Source organism: Kiloniella sp. (assembly GCF_048270245.1).
In the GTDB taxonomy this organism is placed as follows: domain Bacteria; phylum Pseudomonadota; class Alphaproteobacteria; order Kiloniellales; family Kiloniellaceae; genus Kiloniella.
This window is the reverse complement of sequence record NZ_JBLWTH010000001.1, coordinates 456137-475309: the sequence shown is the minus strand read 5'-3', so window position 1 is coordinate 475309 and position 19173 is coordinate 456137. Positions and strand designations below refer to the sequence as shown.

At 45.7% G+C, this 19173-nt stretch carries 19 protein-coding genes; 11 read left to right on the top strand and 8 right to left on the bottom strand.

The genetic code is table 11. The features are described from left to right. Positions 1-4 precede the first annotated feature (4 nt). Positions 5-1432: an NAD(P)-dependent oxidoreductase gene (locus ACN0W5_RS02210; protein ID WP_417452626.1), complete on the bottom strand. Its 1428-nt coding sequence runs from the start codon at positions 1430-1432 to the stop codon at positions 5-7. A gap of 228 nt (positions 1433-1660) precedes the next feature. After that, the gene (locus ACN0W5_RS02205; RefSeq protein ID WP_417452625.1) at positions 1661-2575 is read right to left on the bottom strand and encodes a complex I NDUFA9 subunit family protein; all 915 of its coding nucleotides are present in this window, start codon (positions 2573-2575) and stop codon (positions 1661-1663) included. A 221-nt stretch (positions 2576-2796) separates the two neighbouring features. Here ACN0W5_RS02205 and ACN0W5_RS02200 point away from each other — a divergent pair, with 221 nt between their 5' ends. From ACN0W5_RS02200 to ptsN, 8 genes are all read left to right on the top strand, one after another. Beyond that, positions 2797-3420: a ribonuclease D gene (locus ACN0W5_RS02200; RefSeq protein ID WP_417452624.1), complete on the top strand. Its 624-nt coding sequence runs from the start codon at positions 2797-2799 to the stop codon at positions 3418-3420. A 198-nt stretch (positions 3421-3618) separates the two neighbouring features. Then, positions 3619-4623 (top strand): KpsF/GutQ family sugar-phosphate isomerase, encoded by a 1005-nt coding sequence (locus tag ACN0W5_RS02195; protein ID WP_417452623.1) that lies wholly within the window; start codon positions 3619-3621, stop codon positions 4621-4623. 14 nt (positions 4624-4637) lie between these two features. Then, positions 4638-5342 (top strand): LPS export ABC transporter periplasmic protein LptC, encoded by a 705-nt coding sequence (gene lptC, locus ACN0W5_RS02190; protein ID WP_417452622.1) that lies wholly within the window; start codon positions 4638-4640, stop codon positions 5340-5342. Then, entirely contained in the window at positions 5339-6151 is an 813-nt protein-coding gene (locus tag ACN0W5_RS02185) for an LptA/OstA family protein (protein WP_417452621.1), read from the top strand. Before lptC ends, ACN0W5_RS02185 begins: the two co-directional genes overlap by 4 nt. Further along, complete coding sequence (gene lptB / locus ACN0W5_RS02180; protein ID WP_417452620.1) at positions 6148-6933, top strand: LPS export ABC transporter ATP-binding protein; 786 nt, start codon at positions 6148-6150, stop codon at positions 6931-6933. The genes ACN0W5_RS02185 and lptB overlap by 4 nt, the downstream gene beginning before the upstream one ends. An 11-nt stretch (positions 6934-6944) precedes the next feature. Then, positions 6945-8474 (top strand): RNA polymerase factor sigma-54, encoded by a 1530-nt coding sequence (gene rpoN, locus ACN0W5_RS02175; RefSeq protein WP_417452619.1) that lies wholly within the window; start codon positions 6945-6947, stop codon positions 8472-8474. A 207-nt stretch (positions 8475-8681) separates the two neighbouring features. After that, positions 8682-9251, top strand: coding sequence for a ribosome hibernation-promoting factor, HPF/YfiA family (gene hpf / locus ACN0W5_RS02170; protein WP_417452618.1), 570 nt, complete (start codon positions 8682-8684; stop codon positions 9249-9251). 27 nt (positions 9252-9278) lie between these two features. Further along, positions 9279-9743, top strand: coding sequence for a PTS IIA-like nitrogen regulatory protein PtsN (gene ptsN / locus ACN0W5_RS02165; protein WP_299375075.1), 465 nt, complete (start codon positions 9279-9281; stop codon positions 9741-9743). An 82-nt stretch (positions 9744-9825) separates the two neighbouring features. On the opposite strand, the gene ACN0W5_RS02160 is transcribed toward ptsN, so the two are convergent. Both ACN0W5_RS02160 and ACN0W5_RS02155 read right to left on the bottom strand, forming a co-directional pair. After that, positions 9826-10044: a DUF1150 family protein gene (locus ACN0W5_RS02160; RefSeq protein WP_046504281.1), complete on the bottom strand. Its 219-nt coding sequence runs from the start codon at positions 10042-10044 to the stop codon at positions 9826-9828. A 128-nt stretch (positions 10045-10172) separates the two neighbouring features. Beyond that, positions 10173-10625: an Hsp20 family protein gene (locus ACN0W5_RS02155; protein WP_299375066.1), complete on the bottom strand. Its 453-nt coding sequence runs from the start codon at positions 10623-10625 to the stop codon at positions 10173-10175. A gap of 296 nt (positions 10626-10921) precedes the next feature. Here ACN0W5_RS02155 and ACN0W5_RS02150 point away from each other — a divergent pair, with 296 nt between their 5' ends. After that, a complete protein-coding gene (locus tag ACN0W5_RS02150; RefSeq protein WP_417452617.1) occupies positions 10922-11098 on the top strand; it encodes a hypothetical protein in 177 nt (58 codons plus the stop codon). 8 nt (positions 11099-11106) lie between these two features. Here ACN0W5_RS02150 and ACN0W5_RS02145 read toward each other — a convergent pair whose 3' ends face one another. Continuing rightward, on the bottom strand, positions 11107-12318 hold the full coding sequence (locus ACN0W5_RS02145) for a sensor histidine kinase (RefSeq protein WP_417452616.1): 1212 nt from the start codon (positions 12316-12318) through the stop codon (positions 11107-11109). A 291-nt stretch (positions 12319-12609) separates the two neighbouring features. On the opposite strand from ACN0W5_RS02145, the gene ACN0W5_RS02140 reads away from it, so the two are divergent. Beyond that, on the top strand, positions 12610-13470 hold the full coding sequence (locus tag ACN0W5_RS02140) for an MBL fold metallo-hydrolase (protein ID WP_417452615.1): 861 nt from the start codon (positions 12610-12612) through the stop codon (positions 13468-13470). Positions 13471-13603: 133 nt separating this feature from the next. On the opposite strand, the gene pyk is transcribed toward ACN0W5_RS02140, so the two are convergent. The 3 genes from pyk to ACN0W5_RS02125 form a co-directional block, all read right to left on the bottom strand. Next, positions 13604-15046, bottom strand: a complete 1443-nt coding sequence (gene pyk, locus ACN0W5_RS02135) for a pyruvate kinase (protein WP_417452614.1) — start codon at positions 15044-15046, stop codon at positions 13604-13606. Between the two features lie 299 nt (positions 15047-15345). Further along, positions 15346-16353 carry a type I glyceraldehyde-3-phosphate dehydrogenase gene (gene gap, locus ACN0W5_RS02130; protein ID WP_417452613.1) on the bottom strand — a complete coding sequence of 336 codons (1008 nt, stop codon included), beginning with the start codon at positions 16351-16353 and terminating at the stop codon, positions 15346-15348. A gap of 299 nt (positions 16354-16652) precedes the next feature. Then, the gene (locus tag ACN0W5_RS02125) at positions 16653-17417 is read right to left on the bottom strand and encodes a DeoR/GlpR family DNA-binding transcription regulator (protein WP_417452612.1); all 765 of its coding nucleotides are present in this window, start codon (positions 17415-17417) and stop codon (positions 16653-16655) included. Between the two features lie 154 nt (positions 17418-17571). Between ACN0W5_RS02125 and glpK the strand changes: the two genes are divergently transcribed. Further along, positions 17572-19059 (top strand): glycerol kinase GlpK, encoded by a 1488-nt coding sequence (glpK, locus tag ACN0W5_RS02120; RefSeq protein ID WP_417452611.1) that lies wholly within the window; start codon positions 17572-17574, stop codon positions 19057-19059. The last annotated feature ends 114 nt before the right edge of the window (positions 19060-19173 follow it).

Sequence of the window (19173 nt, the reverse complement as noted above, 5' to 3'; positions counted from 1 at the left end):
CTCCTCAGGCGGCTGCAGTTTTTCTGCGCTCGATATATGTATGTATTTGATCAGCGGCATCACGGGCATCTTTAATCGCCCAAACCACCAATGATGCACCGCGAACGATATCCCCCGCAGCAAAGACGCCGTCCAAGGCCGTCATCATGGTCGTATTATCGACCCTTAAAGTACCATAGCTGCTAACCTCCAACCCCTGTTCATTAAACAGTTGAGGTAAATTTTCAGGCGAGAAACCAAGCGCTTTGATAACCAGATCCGCAGGAATTGCCTCGCGAGAATCAGGCACAATCTGCGGCACCTGACGGCCAGAAGAATCAGGCATACCTAAATGCACTTTTGACACCAGCACTTCACGTACGTTTTCATCACCAACAAATGCGTCTGGTGATGACAACCATACAAACTCGACACCCTCTTCTTCCGCGTTCGTCACTTCTCGTTCAGAACCGGGCATGTTTTCCTTATCGCGCCGATAAAGACACTTAACTGATTTAGCTCCCTGACGCACTGCTGTACGAACACAATCCATGGCCGTGTCGCCACCGCCAATAACAACAACATTTTTATCCTTGGCATTCAAACCATCACTCATATGATCAGACTTCAGACCTAGATCGTTGCGGTTCGCTTCTGTCAGGTAATACAACGCAGGCAAAATATTACCGAGCTCACTCCCAGGCAGACGAAGATCACGAGCTTGATAAACACCTGTCGCAATTAAAAGAGCGTCATACTGCTCTCGAATTTCCGCAAATGACGTAGCTCCACCAATATCAACGCCCAGATGGAACACGATCCCGGCGTCTTCCAATAATTTTATCCGACGATCAACAACGTATTTTTCCAGCTTAAACCCAGGGATACCATAAGAAAGCAATCCACCTGCACGATCATAACGATCATAAACATGAACCTGATATCCTTTGCGTCGCAGCTGCTCGGCCGCAGCCAATCCACCAGGGCCAGCGCCGATAACACCAACGGTCTCCGCACGTTCGCGCACAGGCTTAACGGGCTGAACCCAACCATTGTCCCACGCTGTATCAGTTATATATTTTTCAACAGCCCCAATTGTTACTGTTTCATGCCCCGACTGCTGAATTACGCACGAACCTTCACACAACCTGTCCTGAGGGCAAATACGTCCGCAAATTTCCGGAAAATTATTTGTTGCCTGAGAGACTTCGTACGCCTCTTCCAAACGACCATTCGCTGTGAGCATTAACCAATCAGGAATGTTATTGGAGACTGGACAATGTATCTGACAAAAAGGCACGCCACACTGGGAACAACGACTGGCCTGTATCTGCGCGGCAGCTTCTGAAAAAGAATCGTAAATTTCGCGAAAATCTTCATTCCGCTGATCAGCAGACCTCTTTTCAGGCATCTCTCTGCCTTGCTGAACAAATTTCAGCATCTTTTCAGACATTATCTCTCTCCTAATCGGGCAACTATTTTCTTGTTTATTTACAGAAGCTTGCTGGTGGCTTCTTTGGACTTTTGGGCCGCACCCGCTAATCATAACAATGATCAATAGGCAATATAGGTAACTATATTTGACCTATTTGTCAAATATATCGATAAAAAATGACCAAAGTGTATTTAATTTTCCCGTAAAAACAAAATATAGTTCCGATTTGGGACTAAAACAAACTCCTCACCTCAAGTAAGTTGGCAAAACAACCTCCACATCAACTGGCTTAATATTCAGAGCAACAAAACTCAGGGCAGATTCAGCAACCACATTATCTTTTTTAAGCATCCTTAGCTGATCGCGCGTCAAAGGAGGCTGCGGCATAAGCTCCATAATAAGCGCCTGTAGATATGCAACCCAGAACGGCAAAGTGATATAAGGCCGCGAGAAGCCTGAATACTTTTGCAAAAGGTCCAGACAATCACGGAACGACAAGACCCTGGGGCCACCGAGCTCATATACTTTGCCACCATATTCACCAGGCAGGTCAAGACACCTAGAAACAGCCTCAGCCACATCACCAACATAAACAGGTTGAAACTTCGCACTTCCACCACCGACCAGTGGCAAGAAGGGGCTCACAGAAGCCATACGGGAAAAGCGGTTAAAAAAATCATCCTCTGGCCCGAATACAATACTCGGCCGCAAAACACTCGCCGTCGGAAACGCACCAAAAACCGCGGCCTCCCCCTCGCCTTTACTGCGCCCATAGGCGGAAGGAGACGAAATATCAGCTCCGATGGCAGAGATCTGAACAAATGCCGAAACACCCTTTTCTTGCGCGATCTGCGCAATTAACCCCGGCAACTTACAGTGTAAATAATCAAAGCGCTGCCTCCCGCCTTCAAACAGGATACCAATCAAATTAACAACCGCCGTTGACCCGACAACCACCCGTTCCAAGGAAGCCCTATCCGCCACATTAACATACACAGGCGTTACACTCCCCACGTCACCACAACAGGTCAAAAAGGATGATTGAACCCGATCACGAACAGCAATACGTACATGCCAGCCAGCCTTCGCCAGCCGAGAGACCACATGTCGGCCGACAAAACCGGAACCTCCAAAAACAGTCACAACCTTTGATGCGCTCATATTCTCCACCCCTCATTGAACTAATTATTAATAATTTGACGGCACAGTCCCCACCATCGGCAAAAACCATCAATCATCCTTGACAGAAACAGCTTGGCAGTGAGAATGCCGAGATTAACACAAATTCGACGTTTTATTCTTAAACTATACGTTTTATTGCCAGACGAACCACCTTAGTACCCGCCTAACCACCAGAGCACAGATAGATCAGGAGCCACATAGTGAGCGACGTAAAAATCCACCTTCATCAGACAGACCTGCCAGACGGTATAGATTTCGGCACGTCCGTAGCGGTCGATTCAGAAACTATGGGCCTCAACCTATCCAGAGACCGACTATGCCTCGTCCAGCTTTCAGCAGGGGATGGCGTGTGTCATTTGGTTCAATTTAAGGACGGTAACTTTGATGCCCCAAACCTAAGGGCGCTTTTCACAAATCAAGATGTGACTAAAATTTTCCACTTTGCCCGGTTTGACCTCGCAGCAATCGAACGCTACCTTGGGGTCACCTGCAACCCAGTATACTGCACAAAAATTGCCTCAAAATTGATCAGAACCTACACCGATCGTCACGGCCTTAAGGAACTATGTAAAGAGCTTTTGAGTATTGATATTTCAAAGCAGCAACAATCCTCTGACTGGGGCTCTCCAGATCTTAGTGAAGATCAACTTCGCTACGCAGCATCCGATGTCCTCTACCTCCACAGGATGGTAAAAATTCTGGATGAAAGGCTCGCCAGAGAAGGCCGCACAGAAATGGCAAAAGCTTGCTTTGACTTTTTACCATGGAGAGCAAAGCTGGATATCGCCGGGTGGGATGAAACAGATATTTTCGCACACTCATAAACACGCGCCTTCTTGGCGCCACTTTTGAAGTACATTTTCAGTGTTCGTTTTATGGTCAGTTTCCCGGCATTTTTTTTAAAGTGCCGGTTTTACTTCCCTGTAAATAACGTGTACCAATTAAGCATGACATGCACCATTAGTGCCAGTTTATATTTTACCTGGGACATGAATCCGGGAAATGGGATAAAAATCTAGAAAATGGCGAACGCAGTTCATAATTCTGAGCCGGATATGACAACAACATCAGCTAACACAACACAAGCAATCGAAACAGCACGTCGGGTTCTTGACCTAGAAGCAAAAGGCCTTCAACAATTAAGCGCCGAATTAAACAGCAGCTTTGTCGAGGCCTTAGAGATCCTGACAGCCGCTACTGGTCGCGTCATTATATCCGGCATGGGGAAAAGTGGACATATTGCAAAGAAAATAGCGGCCACTTTAGCATCCACAGGAACACCCGCTTATTGCGTTCACCCAGGTGAAGCCAGCCATGGTGATCTCGGCATGATCACACGCAACGATGCTGTCCTTGCAATGTCAAATTCCGGGAACACTTCAGAACTCAGTGATCTTATCACCTACACAAGGCGTTTCGGCATCCCGCTCATTGCTATGACCAGCCGAAAGAATTCCGCCTTGGCCGAAGCAGCTGATGTTGCCCTTATTCTACCTTCGCTCCCAGAAGCTTGTCCCCACGGTTTGGCCCCCACAACATCGACGACCATGTCACTTGCGCTGGGCGACGCCCTCGCAATCGCCTTAATGGAACAAAAAAACTTCCAACCACATGACTTTAAAGTTTTTCACCCTGGCGGCGCACTTGGAAACCAACTTCTAAAAGTATCCGACATTATGCATAGCAACGAACTGCCTCTTTGTGCCGGAAATACGTCCATGACAGAAACCATTCTGATCATGACACAGCGTTCTTTTGGATGCATCGGTGTAACAAATAACGATGGAAAACTTGCTGGCATCATCACGGATGGTGATCTAAGGCGCCATATGGACACGGATCTATTGTCAATGACAGCAGAGAGCGTCATGACACCCGCCCCCAAAACCATTCGCTCTTCAGCCCTTGCGGCCGAAGCATTGGGACAGATGAATGAGAGATCAATCACCAGCCTCTTTGTTACCGAAGACGAAATGCCAGTTGGTATTATCCATATCCACGACTGCCTCCGCGCAGGAATCGCCTGAGGCCTCGAAACGGAATGAGCTCCCCCGCCAGATCTAATAACGAAAAAAGCACTGCCTCGCAAAAAGAAACAGAGCTTGCAACGCCCGTAAAGCCGCCAAGCTTTTCTGGGGGTAATGCCTACAGTGTCTTTGTCAGCATTGCGAAAGTTACCCTTCCTTTCTTCGCTGTTGTTCTGGTTCTTCTGGTTATTGTTTGGCCACAACTAGAGGAACAAGTAATTACAGAGGGAACTGCCATTGGCAACAGCATCTTGGAATCAAGTACGCCCGACACTTTAAGCGCCTTGAACCCCAAGTACTTAGGCCTCGACGAGAAAAATCAACCCTACACAATCATTGCTGACTTGGCAGAACAATCCAGTGAACGTGAGAGCGAAATTTTTCTAACCCTCCCCAAAGCCGACATCACTCTCGAAGACGGCACATGGCTTGCCCTTTCGGCACAAACAGGTATGTACGATAGGGATGAGAAATACTTGAACTTGAATGGCCAAGTAAATATTTTCCAAGACCAAGGCTTTGAAATTATGACAGAAGAAGCCATGTTTGACGCAAAGGCCGGGTCTGCTTACGGGCAAATGCCCGTACAAGGTCACGGACCAGCTGGTACAATAAATGCCGAGGGCTTTGTCATCACCGATCGCGGCAAACGCATAACCTTTACTGGCAAAAGCAAGCTGATCATCCTTCCTGGGGCTCAGGAGGCCCTGAAAAAATGACCCGTTTAGTAGCAATTCTGGCTTTGATTTTCAGTATATCAATCCTCCAAAGCAATATCACCATGGCGCAGGGCCTGACAGACGGCCTTGGCGACAGTAATGTCCCGTTGGAAATCAATGCTGACGAAGGCATAGAATGGCGCAGAGATCTTAAACAATACGTCGCAAGCGGAAATGCCCGTGCAGCACAAGGAGAGCTAGAGGTTTTTGGCGACCAACTTATCGCCCACTACAGAGAAGGCGTTGAAGGTGGCACAGAAATTTACCGTGTAGATGCTGTCGGGAACGTCAAGATTGTGTCCCCTGGCGAAACTGCCTATGGCGATAACGGGGTCTATGACATCGACAAACAAGTCATGGTTCTCACGGGGCAAAACCTTCGGATGATAAGTGGCGCAGACACAATTACAGCCCGAGACAGTCTTGAGTACTGGGAAACAAAACAACTTGCTGTCGCACGCGGCAACGCAATAGCAATTCGAGAAGACAAACGTGTTCACGGTAACGTTCTAACAGCTCATTTCGTTCGTGACGCGGACAACCAGTTAGAAATCGAACGTATAGACGCGCATGGCGATGTACGGGTTGCAACAAAGACAGAGTATGCCACTGGAGACAAAGGCATTTATTTCGTAAAACGAGAAATAGCCAATCTAATCGGAAACGTAAAAATAACACAGGGCGAGAACCAGATGAATGGGGATGAAGCACAATTTAATCTGGCAACAGGCGTAAGTAAGCTTGTTAGTAAAAGCGGCAAACCTGTCCAAGGCCTCATTCTACCATCAAGCAAAAAGAAAAAACCATGACCGACAAGCAACAATCCGCTATTAAAGAAAGCGGCTCCAAACCATCACTTGTTGCAGACAATCAAGGCTTGATGGCAACAAACATCGGTAAAAGCTTTAAAAAACGACCAGTCCTTCGCGCTGTTACAATGCGTGTGCAACGCGGAGAAGTCGTCGGATTGCTTGGCCCTAATGGTGCTGGAAAAACAACCAGTTTCTATATCATCACCGGACTTCTTTCCCCTGATTCCGGTTGGGTCACTCTGGACAATCAAGATATCACCGATCTTCCTATGTATCGTAGGTCCCGTATGGGAATTGGGTACCTTCCACAAGAAGCATCTATTTTTAGAGGCCTAACCGTCGAGCAAAACATTCGCGGTGTTCTAGAAGTTGTTGAATCAGTCCGCAGCAAAAGAGAAGCAAAACTGGACAACCTGCTTGCTGAATTCTCAATCACCCACCTACGTAACACACCCGCAATTGCTCTCTCTGGGGGTGAAAGAAGACGTGTTGAGATTGCCCGCGCCCTCGCCTCGGACCCAAGTTTCATTCTACTGGATGAACCGTTAGCTGGTATTGATCCAATTGCAGTTGGTGATATTCGCGATCTTGTCATGCACCTTAAAGACCGCGGTATTGGCGTGTTAATCACAGATCACAATGTTCGGGAGACCCTTGATATTGTTGACCGAGCGTACATTATTCACGATGGAATGGTGCTTATGGAAGGCACACCAGACGAAATTGTAAACAATGATGATGTTCGTCGCGTTTACCTAGGAGAAAGGTTTAGCCTTTAAGGGTTATACCTATGGCAATTTCGCAAAGACTAGAGCTGAGGCAGAGTCAAAGCCTCATCATGACCCCGCAGTTGCAACAGGCAATAAAACTGCTGCAACTGTCAAACCTAGAGCTCGCAGACTACGTCCAACAAGAGGTCGAACAAAACCCTCTTTTAGACCGGGATGACGGCACCCAAAACTCGGCCCTCGTCGATACAGATTCCAATGACCTCCATTCCGCAGCCGCTGCGCCGTCTGAAAACGAAAACCAGCAACCTGACTCTTTAGAGCTTTCAAACGCGGAAACGCTGCCCGACAACAACCAAACACCACTCGATAATGATTTCGATAATTATTACGATAGCAGCCCGGATAATCAGTGGAACGATCAAGATACGGCCTTTTCCAGTTGGGGAGCAGGCGGAAACACCCGGTTTGATGACGCAGAATTTTCTCTTGAGAACAGGTTACAAGAAAATATAACGCTCCGTGGCCATCTGCGTGAGCAATTACAGATGGAAGTTAATGAACCAACCGAACGCCTGATCGGTGTTCATCTCATCGATCATGTTGATGATGCAGGCTATATGAAAGCCCCACTTGATGAAATCGCAGACCAACTGGGATGCCCGCTTGATCAGGTTGAATCTGTTTTGAAAACATTACAAACATTTGACCCCGTTGGCATCTGCGCTCGAGATCTCGGTGAATGCCTTGCAATCCAACTTGCGGAACGTAACCGTTTGGATCCTGCGATACAGGCCTTGCTTGATAACTTGGAACTACTTGCCAAGCGTGACCTTAAAGCCTTGAAAGAAGTTTGCGGAGTCGACGAAGAAGACATAACCGATATGATCGCGGAAATTCGCGCTCTAAATCCTCGCCCCGCCGCCACCTTTGACACCAGCGATGTCGAGACTGTGATCCCTGAAGTTATCATTAAATCTGATAACGCTGGCGGATGGCGCATTGAACTCAATAACGATGCTTTACCTAAAGTTCTGCTCAACAACAGGTATCACGGAACAGTTTCAGACCTGGCACGCACAAAAGAAGATAAATCATACATATCTGAACAGCTACAGTCCGCAAACTGGCTTATCAAAGCTCTGCACCAACGGGCGACAACCGTCCTCAAAGTCGCGACCGAAATTGTAAGCCAACAAGACGGTTTTCTACAAAAAGGTGTACAGGCACTGAAGCCCCTGACCCTAAAAGATATAGCTGAAGTCATTGAAATGCATGAATCAACAGTCAGCCGTGTTACCTCGAATAAATATATGGTGACGCCGCGCGGGACCTTTGAAATGAAGTACTTCTTTACCTCATCTATTAGCGGTGGAGATGGCGACGCCCATTCATCCGAGGCTGTTAGGGATCGCATTAAAAACCTGATTAATCAGGAAGATCCGAAGAAAATTCTGTCTGATGATGCTTTGGTAACCAAACTAAAGGCTGAAGGAATCGACATCGCGCGACGTACTGTCGCAAAATATCGCGAAGCCTTGGGAATCCCTTCCTCCGTACAAAGAAGGCGCGAAAAAAAGCTCTCTTTTTGATTTTTTTCACGTAACAAAATCGACTTATTCCAAAAGACTATGTATACTACCCATGTCGTGTATCACTACGGGAGGAAAATATGGTTCAACCTACTATCCTTGACTCCGATAAACGACGTCACTATGGTGCCGCCCCAGATAGCGGGGCTTGATTGGCACATATGGCCATTACGCTACCCCCCTTAACAATTCAGAGAATTTGTTCACATGCAGCTTTCCGTTAAAGGCAAGCAGCTCGACGTTGGCGACGCGCTGCGCACTCATATAGAAGAGAATCTTTCCGCTACTTTGGATAAATATTTTGGTGATGCCATTGATGTAAATGTCACCATGTCCAAAAATGCTTACCTGTATCGTGCGACTATTGTTGCACATGTAGGTAAAAACATTCGCCTAGAAGCAAATGGCGAAGCAGGAGAACCATATCCTGCATTTGACTTGGCTGCCGAGCGTTTATCTAAGCGCCTGCGCCGTCACAAACGTAAACTTCGTGATGACCATGCAGAAGGCGGGAAAGAGGCAACTCACGCTCAGCACTACATCTTGTCGAGCGAAGAAGAAAAAGAAGATCACCAAGAGGAAGTCGAAGACAGTCCTTTGATCGTTGCAGAGATGGCAACTGAAATCCCAACTCTAACAGCCGGATTGGCTGTAATGCGTATGGATTTGGAAGATCTTCCAGCCATGATGTTCCGCAACAGCAAACACGGTGGTCTGAATATGATTTACCGTCGCTCGGATGGAAACATTGGCTGGGTTGACCCAGCAAAAAGCTAAGACGCGAATAACCAAAGACTACATGTAATGGAACTAACCGACCTTATCGGCCCAGATGCCGTAGCTGCTGACATGAAAGTCAACAGCAAGAAGCAATTTCTTCAAGAAGTTGCCAAGCGTGCATCTGAGATCACCGGAACAGAAGAACGAGATATTTTCGAAGTTCTCATCGAAAGAGAGAAGCTTGGCACGACTGGTATTGGTCAAGGCATTGCCATCCCGCATGGCAAGCTACCAAATCTGGATAAGCTCTACGGCTTTTTTGTAAAGCTGGAACGTCCGATTGATTTCGATTCAATCGACGAGCAGCCTGTCGATCTTATTTGCCTTCTCCTTGCTCCGGAGACAGCTGGCGCTGACCATCTCAAAGCTCTTGCACGCGTATCGCGCTTCTTACGGAACGCATCGACATGCGAGAAACTTCGTGGGACAGAAAGTAATGATGGCATTTATGCACTTCTGAGTGCCACAGCAACAAGCCATGCAGCCTAAAAGGTAAGAGTTCTTTAGTACAAAATATAAAAGGCTCCGAATTTCGGAGCCTTTTTTACGAATTCGTTACTTTCCCAGAGTCTTAGTGCACGCTTAACGGCTCAAGATCTTGCTGACGAACTGCGGCAAAAGCGACATCCCTGTCACTTACGACTGTAATCTCTGTTCCATCAGCTGCGTAAATACCAAAGCAAGCATCACCCTCGACTTCAACGGGCTTTACATAGGCCACAATTTCCAGTCCTAATGCAGTCATATCCTGATCTGTCATCAATTCTGATATTACTTGCTTAATCATCATCACTCTTTTCCAACTTTAACGGCAACAGTTCAATAACCCGAACTGCAAAATTATGCCTACTATAGTTCCCTATTCTTAAGGAACCATCAATCAGTAATATTTCTTACACTCTTTATTGCTTCAGAAACCTAACTTTTTTTATCTTCAATTACGGTTGCTGACGATTTTTCATTACTTGTTTGAATCTCAATACTACGAATGGCAATGTTTTGTAAGGGTTGTTCCAAATCAACATGCAAAAGCCCATTTTCAAGCTTTGCATCCAAGACTTCGATTCCTTCGGCTAAAACAAACGCGCGCCTGAACTGTCGGGCTGCAATTCCACGATGAAGATATTCTTTGTCATCATCTGATTTTGCTTTCCCTTTAATAACAAGCTGATTGTTTTCAATCTGAACCAGCATATCTTCTTGGGAAAACCCCGCAACAGCAAGGGTAATGCGTATTTTATTCTCGCTTACTTTTTCAACGTTATATGGAGGGTATCCATCTGACGCAGTTTTGGAAATCATATCCACAGCTTGCTCAAATTGCTCAAACCCAAGCATCAACGGACTATTAAATAAAGATAATCTAGACAACTATACCTCCTCGAAAGAGCAAGGCTCATTCATATTGTGGCCCCGAATGGCAACCAGTAAATCGAATCAAGTAACCCACTATATAGCAGCGTCACAGGAATATAATTGGGGTCTTCCACCCCACAGGTCAAGACCAACAGACAGAATCTGCCTTGATAAAAGCGCAGGGCCTCACACAACACACTCAAAGATAATGCACCCGAAACAAATAACTACCCAAAACTTAACACCTTCCCAAATCACCGTAAATTGTGTATACCTACACATACTCAACACCACATGTTGTGGAAAACTCTGTGGATAACATGATGAAAAGCTCGTTGTCAGTTGCCTCAAGTCCCTATTTAGCCAAGCCCTTACGTTCAATTGCTCAAGTAAAAGCTGAGCACGATGAAAAACGAAAGCTGGAAGAGCTAAAAAGCCATAAGCTACAATCTAAGATGTCTGATGCACCAAATAAAAAAGAGCATTAACGAATAAGTTATTTGTGCACAACCAAATCAGGTGGAAAACGCAACGTTATCGCGGTTCCAAGGCCGGGCTCACTGGTAATGAAAAAATCGCCCCCCAACGCCTCGATGGATCTTTTTGAAACCGGCAACCCCAAACCTGTTCCTCGAATATGAGTATGCGTTTGTGCTTCTAACACCTGCCCATAAGGTGACAGAGCCAGGGCCAGTTCTTCCGGGGACATACCTATACCATTATCACGAATAACCATTAAAACTACACCGTTTTTCGTGTCGTACTGCCCCTCAACGCTAACACGTCCCCCGCGACGGGTAAACTTAACGGCATTAGAAACCAAATTCGTCAGGACTTGTTTAAACCGGCGTTCATCCGTTTTCAAATTGGGAAATTCGTCCGGGATATTTGCAGAAAGCTCAATACCAGATTCTTCCGCCAATAACGCCATAAGGCGAAAAGTCTCATTCACGGCATCTTGAGCAGAAACTTCGGTTATCTCGAGATTTTCTTCGCTTGATTCTTTTTTTGCCAGATCCAATACGTCATTCACAATACCTAGTAAATGCCTGCTCGCATTATGGATATCATCAGCATAACCAAGATACTTATCATGCCCAAGAGACCCAAATCTCTCTTGCTTCATGATTTCAGAAAACCCTAAAATCGCATTTAACGGCGTCCGTAATTCATGGCTCATATCTGCGATAATGTTATTGTTCTCTTTCGTTTCTTCTGGAAGGGCGGGGTTTTGCTCTAAAATTTTTCGCTCAGCCTGTTTCAATAAAACAAGAGCCAAGTCGGCCTTTTGCGTTTTCGTTGCTAACTCAGATTCAAGCCTTGATCGTTCCTTAGAAAGACTTAACAAAGTTTGGCAACTCAGTCCTAAGCGGTGAATATCACGTGGGAAAATAATAAAATCATCAAACAAATCAAACGTCGATTGTCCCACCGCATCCAAGTTATCATCAGTGATACAGATGATGGGGCAACGCTGAGTCCAAGATAACGATTTATAGTTGGTAAGTTTTTGTCTTAGTTTCCCGTTCAATGAACTGACGGAAAACAAAAAGAGCTCAGGTTTAACCTGAGCTTCAGGATCAAATTCCTCAGATACAACAGCCGCAGAAAAGCCAGCATCGTTAAGCGAAACGCAAACAACTTTGCAAAAGGCTTTATCATCACCAACAACAATAATTCGCGATTTCGTTATATCATGCTGCAACACAAGGTCTTCCTGAACCACAAAATAGCTAACTATCCAAATACCCAGACAGAAGCCTAATTACCTTAGTAAACAAAGAATATCCGTTGAGGGTTATAAAACCATTAAAAATAAGAATTGTTGGCATCCTACCGTTAACGGCCGATGACTAAATTCTTCACACTCTAACAAGCTCCCTCTATCTTTCTGTTAATTCTCAGTAAGGCACCTCATTACAGGAAAGCACTTTGAACATAAACAAAACTACCTATTTTATAAAATATGATGTTATCCTTTTTCAAAATGGAGATGGGTATGCCAGTAAAAATTGAAGCTTTCTTTCACGACGCAAGTAGCACAGTTTCCTATCTTGTCTGGGATACAAAAACAAAAAAATGCGCTGTGATTGATTCTGCTCTTGATTTTGATGCCAGTTCAGGACGGACATCCACAAAAAGCGCACAAAAAATCGTTGATTTTCTAACAGAACAAAAGCTGATCTGTCAGTGGATTCTTGAAACTCATGTGCATGCAGATCACTTGAGTGCAGCCCCTTTTATTAAAAAAAATGTTGGTGGAAAAACTGCTGTTGGGAATCACATCCCTGAAATTCAAAAAACGTTTAAAACAATCTATAATGCAGAATCAGATTTCAACACTGACGGACAGCAATTTGACCATCTGTTTGACGATAATGAAGAGTTTCTACTTGGCAACACTGTCTGCAAAGTCATCCACACCCCTGGCCACACACCAGCTTGTGTTACCTATCTGATAGATGACAATGCCTTTGTTGGGGATACACTGTTCATGCCTGATTTTGGCACTGCACGCACAGATTTTCCGGGGGGAGATGCCGGCCAACTATACGATTCAATCAAGAAAATTTTATCCCTAGACGAAAATACAAAACTCTACACCTGTCATGACTATGGCCCGAATGGTCGCCAAATTGCTTGGGAAAGCACGGTTAAAGAACAGCGAGCCAATAACCTGCATGTGCACAAAGGGGTTACAAGAGATGCGTTCATAAAGATGCGCACTGAACGCGACAAACAACTCGCTATGCCCGCACTTTTAATCCCTTCGATCCAGGTAAACATGCGTGCCGGGGATCTACCGCCACAAGAAGAAGACGGTGATAGATATTTGAAAATCCCCCTTAACAAGTTTTAGCCAAGAATACTCTTTAAACAAATCAGGCCTTAACCTGAATGCTCGTTATAGCCTAGCTTTACAGCTCTATAATAAGACCATAATGAAAAAGCAGCCCTGAGGCTGCTTTTTCATTATGGTTTCGGAATTAAGATCACGACGTGGGATCAGGCTTTTCATGTTGGCCTACTGTAGCAATACGAAGATTGTTTGTCGCACCAGGTGTGCCAAAAGGAACCCCTGCTGTCACGACAACTTTATCACCATTTTGACAAAAGCCTTCACGGCGGGCAATACGGGTTGATTTACCAACCATTTCACCAAAACTGCTAACGTCACGTGTATTCACAGAATGAACACCCCAGACCAAGGCCATCTTTCTCGCGACCCGTAAATCAGGGGTCAAGCCCAACAAAGGTGTATTAGGGCGTCCACGTGCAGCCCTGAAAGCCGTACTCCCCGTTGTCGTGAAGGTGACAATCGCTTTTGCATCAACCAAATCGGCGACATGGCGTGCGGCATCACTGATTGCATCCGCTTCTGTTGGGTTAGGCAGGATTTCATCTGCATGCACCAGCTTGAGGTAGAGCGGGTCTTGCTCAATAGTCTCGATAATGCGGTTCATCATCGTCACCGCCTCAAGAGGATAAGCACCGCTAGCTGATTCTGCAGACAACATCACAGCATCAGCACCATCATAAACAGCTGTGGCAACATCAGATGCCTCTGCTCTCGTCGGCGTTGGGGCGGAAACCATTGTTTCCAGCATCTGAGTAGCCACAATCACAGGCTTCCCATGTTCGCGGCAAGTTCCGATGATACGTTTTTGTAAAACAGGCACATTTTCCGGTGGTAGCTCGACCCCCAGATCTCCACGCGCAACCATAACCGCATCGGTCAACTCAACAATCGCTTCAAGCTGTTCGATAGCAGATGGTTTTTCCAATTTGGCCATGACACCAGCACGCCCGTTAACAAGCTTGCGTGCCTCCATCACGTCTTCTGGACGCTGAACAAAGGACAAGGCACACCAGTCACAGCCAAGTTCCAGGCCAAACTCCATATCGAGTAAGTCTTTTTCGGTAAGGGCTGACAAAGGTAAAACAACACCAGGGACATTCACACCTTTATTGTTTGACAACACACCGCCGACAACAACTTCGGTTGTTGCTTCTGTGCCACTTAGCCCTGTAACGCGTAACCGGATCCGACCGTCATCCAGCAACAGATCTGTTCCAACTTCGAGTGCATCAAAAATTTCTTTGTGCGGGAGGGTTGCGCGCTTTGCATCCCCAAGCTCATCTTTCATATCTAGCTTAAAGGTCGAGCCATTCACTAATTCTGCAGAATCATTGACAAAGCGCCCTACACGCAATTTAGGCCCCTGAAGATCCATTAAAACAGCAATTGGACGTCCGGCTTCTTTTTCAACTTCGCGGATCAGATCGTAACGTTCTTTGTGATCTTCGTGCGTCCCATGGCTGAAATTGAGACGGAAAGTATCAACACCTGCTTCGAACAGCGCCGTAATAGTCTCCTTATCCGAACTGGCAGGGCCAAGTGTCGCTACAATCTTACAAAGACGCTTACGTTTCATGTCAGGAACCTTTTCATTGTGTTTATTTCAGGATTATATCCTGTTTTATCTGTCTTATCAGTTTTCTATTACAAAAGCTTGGCTCAACGACGACAGTTTTGTCTCGATCAACGAAACTCTTGCACTGTACCCCAAAATCCGAGCTCAGAACCAGAATACAGAAAACGGCACGCCAATTCGTGCCGATTTTTTCTTTTTTATGCTTCTCTACAAAACACTACTTTTATTGTCATCAACAACGATATCAGGACAAAAAAAGATCAGGAGAGAGCCCTCTACTCTCTCCTGATCAAGTAGACCTAGAGGCTAAGCCCCAGGGCGACAGCAGTGTCAACCATACGGTTGGAGAACCCCCACTCGTTATCATACCAGCTCAAGACACGGACCAAACGATCCCCAACAAGTTGGGTTTGCGTCAGGTCAAAAGTCGAACTGGCAGGAGAGTGGTTAAAATCTATTGAAACCAAAGGCTCATCATTAGTTTCTAAAACACCTTTGAGAGCACCTTCGGAAGCAGCGATCATTGCTGCATTAATTTCTTCGGCAGTTGTCTTTCTTCCCGCTGTAAAGACAAGGTCAATCATCGAAACATTTGCTGTCGGAACACGAACAGCTGTGCCATCTAACTTGCCATCAAGCTCTGGTAAAACAAGACCAACAGCACGGGCCGCACCCGTGGATGTCGGGATCATAGAAAGAGCCGCTGCTCTGGCCCGACGAAGGTCAGAATGCATGGTATCAACGGTGTTCTGATCACCCGTATAGGCGTGAACAGTCGTAACAAAACCTTCTTCCAAGCCAACCAACTGGTTAAGAACATGGGCAACGGGTGCCAGACAGTTTGTCGTACAGGATGCATTAGAAACAATGGTATGTTCCGGTGCAATCTTATCGTGATTCACACCGTAAACCACGGTTAGATCAGCGTTTTTGCCCGGCGCAGAAATCAATACTTTCTTCGCGCCAGCTTTCAGATGAAGAGAGGCTTTTTCACGATCTGTAAACAGTCCGGTGCATTCAAGCGCAACATCAACCCCCAATTCGCCCCATGGCAAATCAGCAGGATTACGTTCTGAGAAAGCAGCAATACGTTTGCCCTCAATGATCAAAGCATTATCGTCAGCTTTGATATCTTTGCGAAGCGTACCGTGTACTGAGTCGTATTTGAGAAGGTGAGCATTGGCCTGAGCAGATGCCAAGTCATTGATTGCAACAACTTCGATATCATCACGACCCGCTTCAACGATGGCCCTCAACACAAGTCGGCCAATACGACCAAAACCATTAATTGCTACGCGAACCGCCATTATTTGCTCCTTCGGGACTTCATTATTTATAACTCTTGATGACAAAATGTTCATTTTTGAACATAAACGCAAGTTATATTTTTCTAAAGTGAATATTTTATGACACTAGCTTTGAACGTAAAGAGAGATAATTTTAATTACCCAAGATCCAGACACCAAAAATAATCACTTAAAAACAACGCATTACAAAAAAATATTGCGTAAGCGAGTATGTATTTTTCAGCGCGACAAGGAGTGATCAGCTAAAATTGAGCAGCAATTATGAATGTTCAGTTACAAAAATTCGATAGAATCCGGTTCTAACAAAGAACTTCCAGATCCAGCGATTTGATAATGGAAGACAAGGGCTCGGTCGGCATACTATCCGTAACCAATGTATCAATCTGAGATAAATGCCCTAAGCGAACCAATGCGTTTCGTCCGTATTTACTGCTATCAGCAACAAGTAGAGTATGACGTGCATTTTCTATAATTGTTTGAGAAACCCGAACACCACCATAATCGTAATCCAGCAGACTGCCGTCTTCATCGATACCACCAACAGCGATCACGCCAAAATCGGCACGAAACTGACGGAAGAAATCAATTGTCGCTTCACCAATGATGCTTCGATCCATATTTCGAACGACACCACCAGCAACAATAATTTCAAAGCTGGGATTCGGACTCATAATATGCGCAACACTCAGGCTGTTTGTAATGACGCGCAACCCTGTGTGTCCCATCAAAGCTTGGGCAACGCTTTCGTTTGTCGTTCCCATATTGATAAACAGCGATGCATTGTTCGGGATCTCACGCGCCACAAGCTGCGCAATACCTTCTTTTTCCTGCGCGTTAATTCCCTGACGCTGCGTATAGTCGAGATTAAGGACAGAAGAACTAAAACTTGCTCCGCCATGAAAACGGTTCAGCAGCTTCGCATCACAAAGCTCATTTATATCTCGCCGAATTGTTTGGGTTGTTACAGAAAAATCCTGTGCCATTGAATCAATAGATACGAAGCCATTATCCTTCGCCAACTCAAGAATCTGCCTTTGACGACGGCTAAGTTTTTCCAGATTCATCTGCATTCCCCACTAACAAATTCGCGCTTTTATCAGCACTTGGCCCCTTTTACCCAATTTCTAACAAAAAAGGAACCGATGTTCACTTTACTTTCATAAACGAACATACGAAAGTAAAGATCAAATTCCAAGGGGAGTCAAAAGGGAAGCCGGAATGAGCGAAAACCAACACATTCTTTCAATTGATCAAGGCACAACAAGCAGCCGGGCAATTATCTTTGATGTCAAAGGCAACAACCTTGCAACATCGCAACAGGAATTTCCTCAAATTTTCCCAAAAGACGGATGGGTCGAGCACGATCCCGAGGCTATTTGGACCTCAACACTAGAGGTATCGCGCGAGGCCCTTAAGTCAGCACAAGAAAAAGGCGCAAACGTCGTCACCATCGGCATTACCAATCAACGAGAAACAACCGTTATCTGGGACAGATCGACCGGGTTGCCGATCTACAATGCAATCGTCTGGCAAGATCGTCGTACAGCGGAACTATGTTCAAAACTGAAAAAGCAAAATCACGAAGACATGGTAACCGCCAAAACAGGCCTGTTACTTGACCCCTATTTTTCTGCAACCAAAGTTGCTTGGATTTTGGATAATGTTGAAGGGGCTCGTGAAAAAGCAACCCGTGGCGAGCTCGCTTTTGGCACCATTGATAGCTTCCTGTTATGGCGTCTAACCGATGGTAAAGTGCACGCAACAGATGTTACCAATGCCTCAAGGACTATGCTCTATAATATTCATGACCTCAAATGGGATGATGAACTTTTAGCATTGTTCAATATTCCTGCTTCTCTCCTACCCGAAGTAAAGGATTCTGCCGCTGATTTCGGCACAACAAACGCTGATATATTTGGGATCCCCATTCCAATACAGGGCATTGCAGGCGATCAACAAGCTGCAAGTTTTGGCCAAACCTGTTATGACGCAGGGGATATCAAAAGTACCTATGGCACAGGCTGTTTTGTTCTATTGAACACAGGCGAAAAACCTTTGCCCTCAAAGAACAGACTGCTCACCACCATTGGTTATCGGATTAATGGTAAAACATCCTATGCTTTGGAAGGTGCAATTTTTATGTCCGGCGCAGCAGTACAATGGCTTCGCGACGGCCTTAAGATAATTGAATCAGCATCCGAAACCGAAGCGATTGCCAAAAGCCTTCCGGATAACAAAGGCGTTTACCTTGTTCCCGCCTTTACAGGGCTTGGCGCCCCTTATTGGGATCCCCATGCCCGCGGCTCCATCTATGGGCTGACAAGAGACAGCGGACCAGACGAAATCGTCCGAGCAACATTGGAAGCGGTTTGCTACCAGACCAGAGATCTTTTTGAGGCGATGACAGACGACGGTATCGACCCAAAAACGTTGAAGGTTGATGGTGGCATGGTTGCCAACAACTGGGTCATGCAATTCCTTTCCGATACACTAAATCTGGAAGTGGACAGACCAGCAGTCCCCGAAACCACGGCACTGGGCGCGGCCTATCTCGCAGGGCTTCAACACGGCATTTATAAATCACTCGACGATATTAAAGAAAACTGGACGTTGGATCGAAGCTTTACACCAGAAATGGATGACGCAACCAGAAAACAAAATCTTGACGGTTGGGATCTCGCAATCAAAAGAACTAGATATCAATAATCCAGATATCAAAATAAAGCGTGCAACTGTGGCTTTAACCATGGTTCACCCCAGCATAAAGCCACCATTTACGAGACAACAAAAAAACGGAACATCATTGTTCCGTTTTTTTGT

Coding starts and splice junctions, on each gene's coding strand:
- lptB (WP_417452620.1), top strand. CDS start 6,148: ATGACCGACAAGCAACAATCCGCTATTAAAGAAAGCGGCTCCAAACCA.
- ACN0W5_RS02205 (WP_417452625.1), bottom strand. CDS start 2,575: ATGAGCGCATCAAAGGTTGTGACTGTTTTTGGAGGTTCCGGTTTTGTC.
- rpoN (WP_417452619.1), top strand. CDS start 6,945: ATGGCAATTTCGCAAAGACTAGAGCTGAGGCAGAGTCAAAGCCTCATC.
- ACN0W5_RS02140 (WP_417452615.1), top strand. CDS start 12,610: ATGCCAGTAAAAATTGAAGCTTTCTTTCACGACGCAAGTAGCACAGTT.
- ACN0W5_RS02125 (WP_417452612.1), bottom strand. CDS start 17,417: ATGAATCTGGAAAAACTTAGCCGTCGTCAAAGGCAGATTCTTGAGTTG.
- ACN0W5_RS02195 (WP_417452623.1), top strand. CDS start 3,619: ATGGCGAACGCAGTTCATAATTCTGAGCCGGATATGACAACAACATCA.
- glpK (WP_417452611.1), top strand. CDS start 17,572: ATGAGCGAAAACCAACACATTCTTTCAATTGATCAAGGCACAACAAGC.
- ACN0W5_RS02185 (WP_417452621.1), top strand. CDS start 5,339: ATGACCCGTTTAGTAGCAATTCTGGCTTTGATTTTCAGTATATCAATC.
- ptsN (WP_299375075.1), top strand. CDS start 9,279: ATGGAACTAACCGACCTTATCGGCCCAGATGCCGTAGCTGCTGACATG.
- lptC (WP_417452622.1), top strand. CDS start 4,638: ATGAGCTCCCCCGCCAGATCTAATAACGAAAAAAGCACTGCCTCGCAA.
- ACN0W5_RS02160 (WP_046504281.1), bottom strand. CDS start 10,044: ATGATGATTAAGCAAGTAATATCAGAATTGATGACAGATCAGGATATG.
- hpf (WP_417452618.1), top strand. CDS start 8,682: ATGCAGCTTTCCGTTAAAGGCAAGCAGCTCGACGTTGGCGACGCGCTG.
- gap (WP_417452613.1), bottom strand. CDS start 16,353: ATGGCGGTTCGCGTAGCAATTAATGGTTTTGGTCGTATTGGCCGACTT.
- pyk (WP_417452614.1), bottom strand. CDS start 15,046: ATGAAACGTAAGCGTCTTTGTAAGATTGTAGCGACACTTGGCCCTGCC.
- ACN0W5_RS02210 (WP_417452626.1), bottom strand. CDS start 1,432: ATGTCTGAAAAGATGCTGAAATTTGTTCAGCAAGGCAGAGAGATGCCT.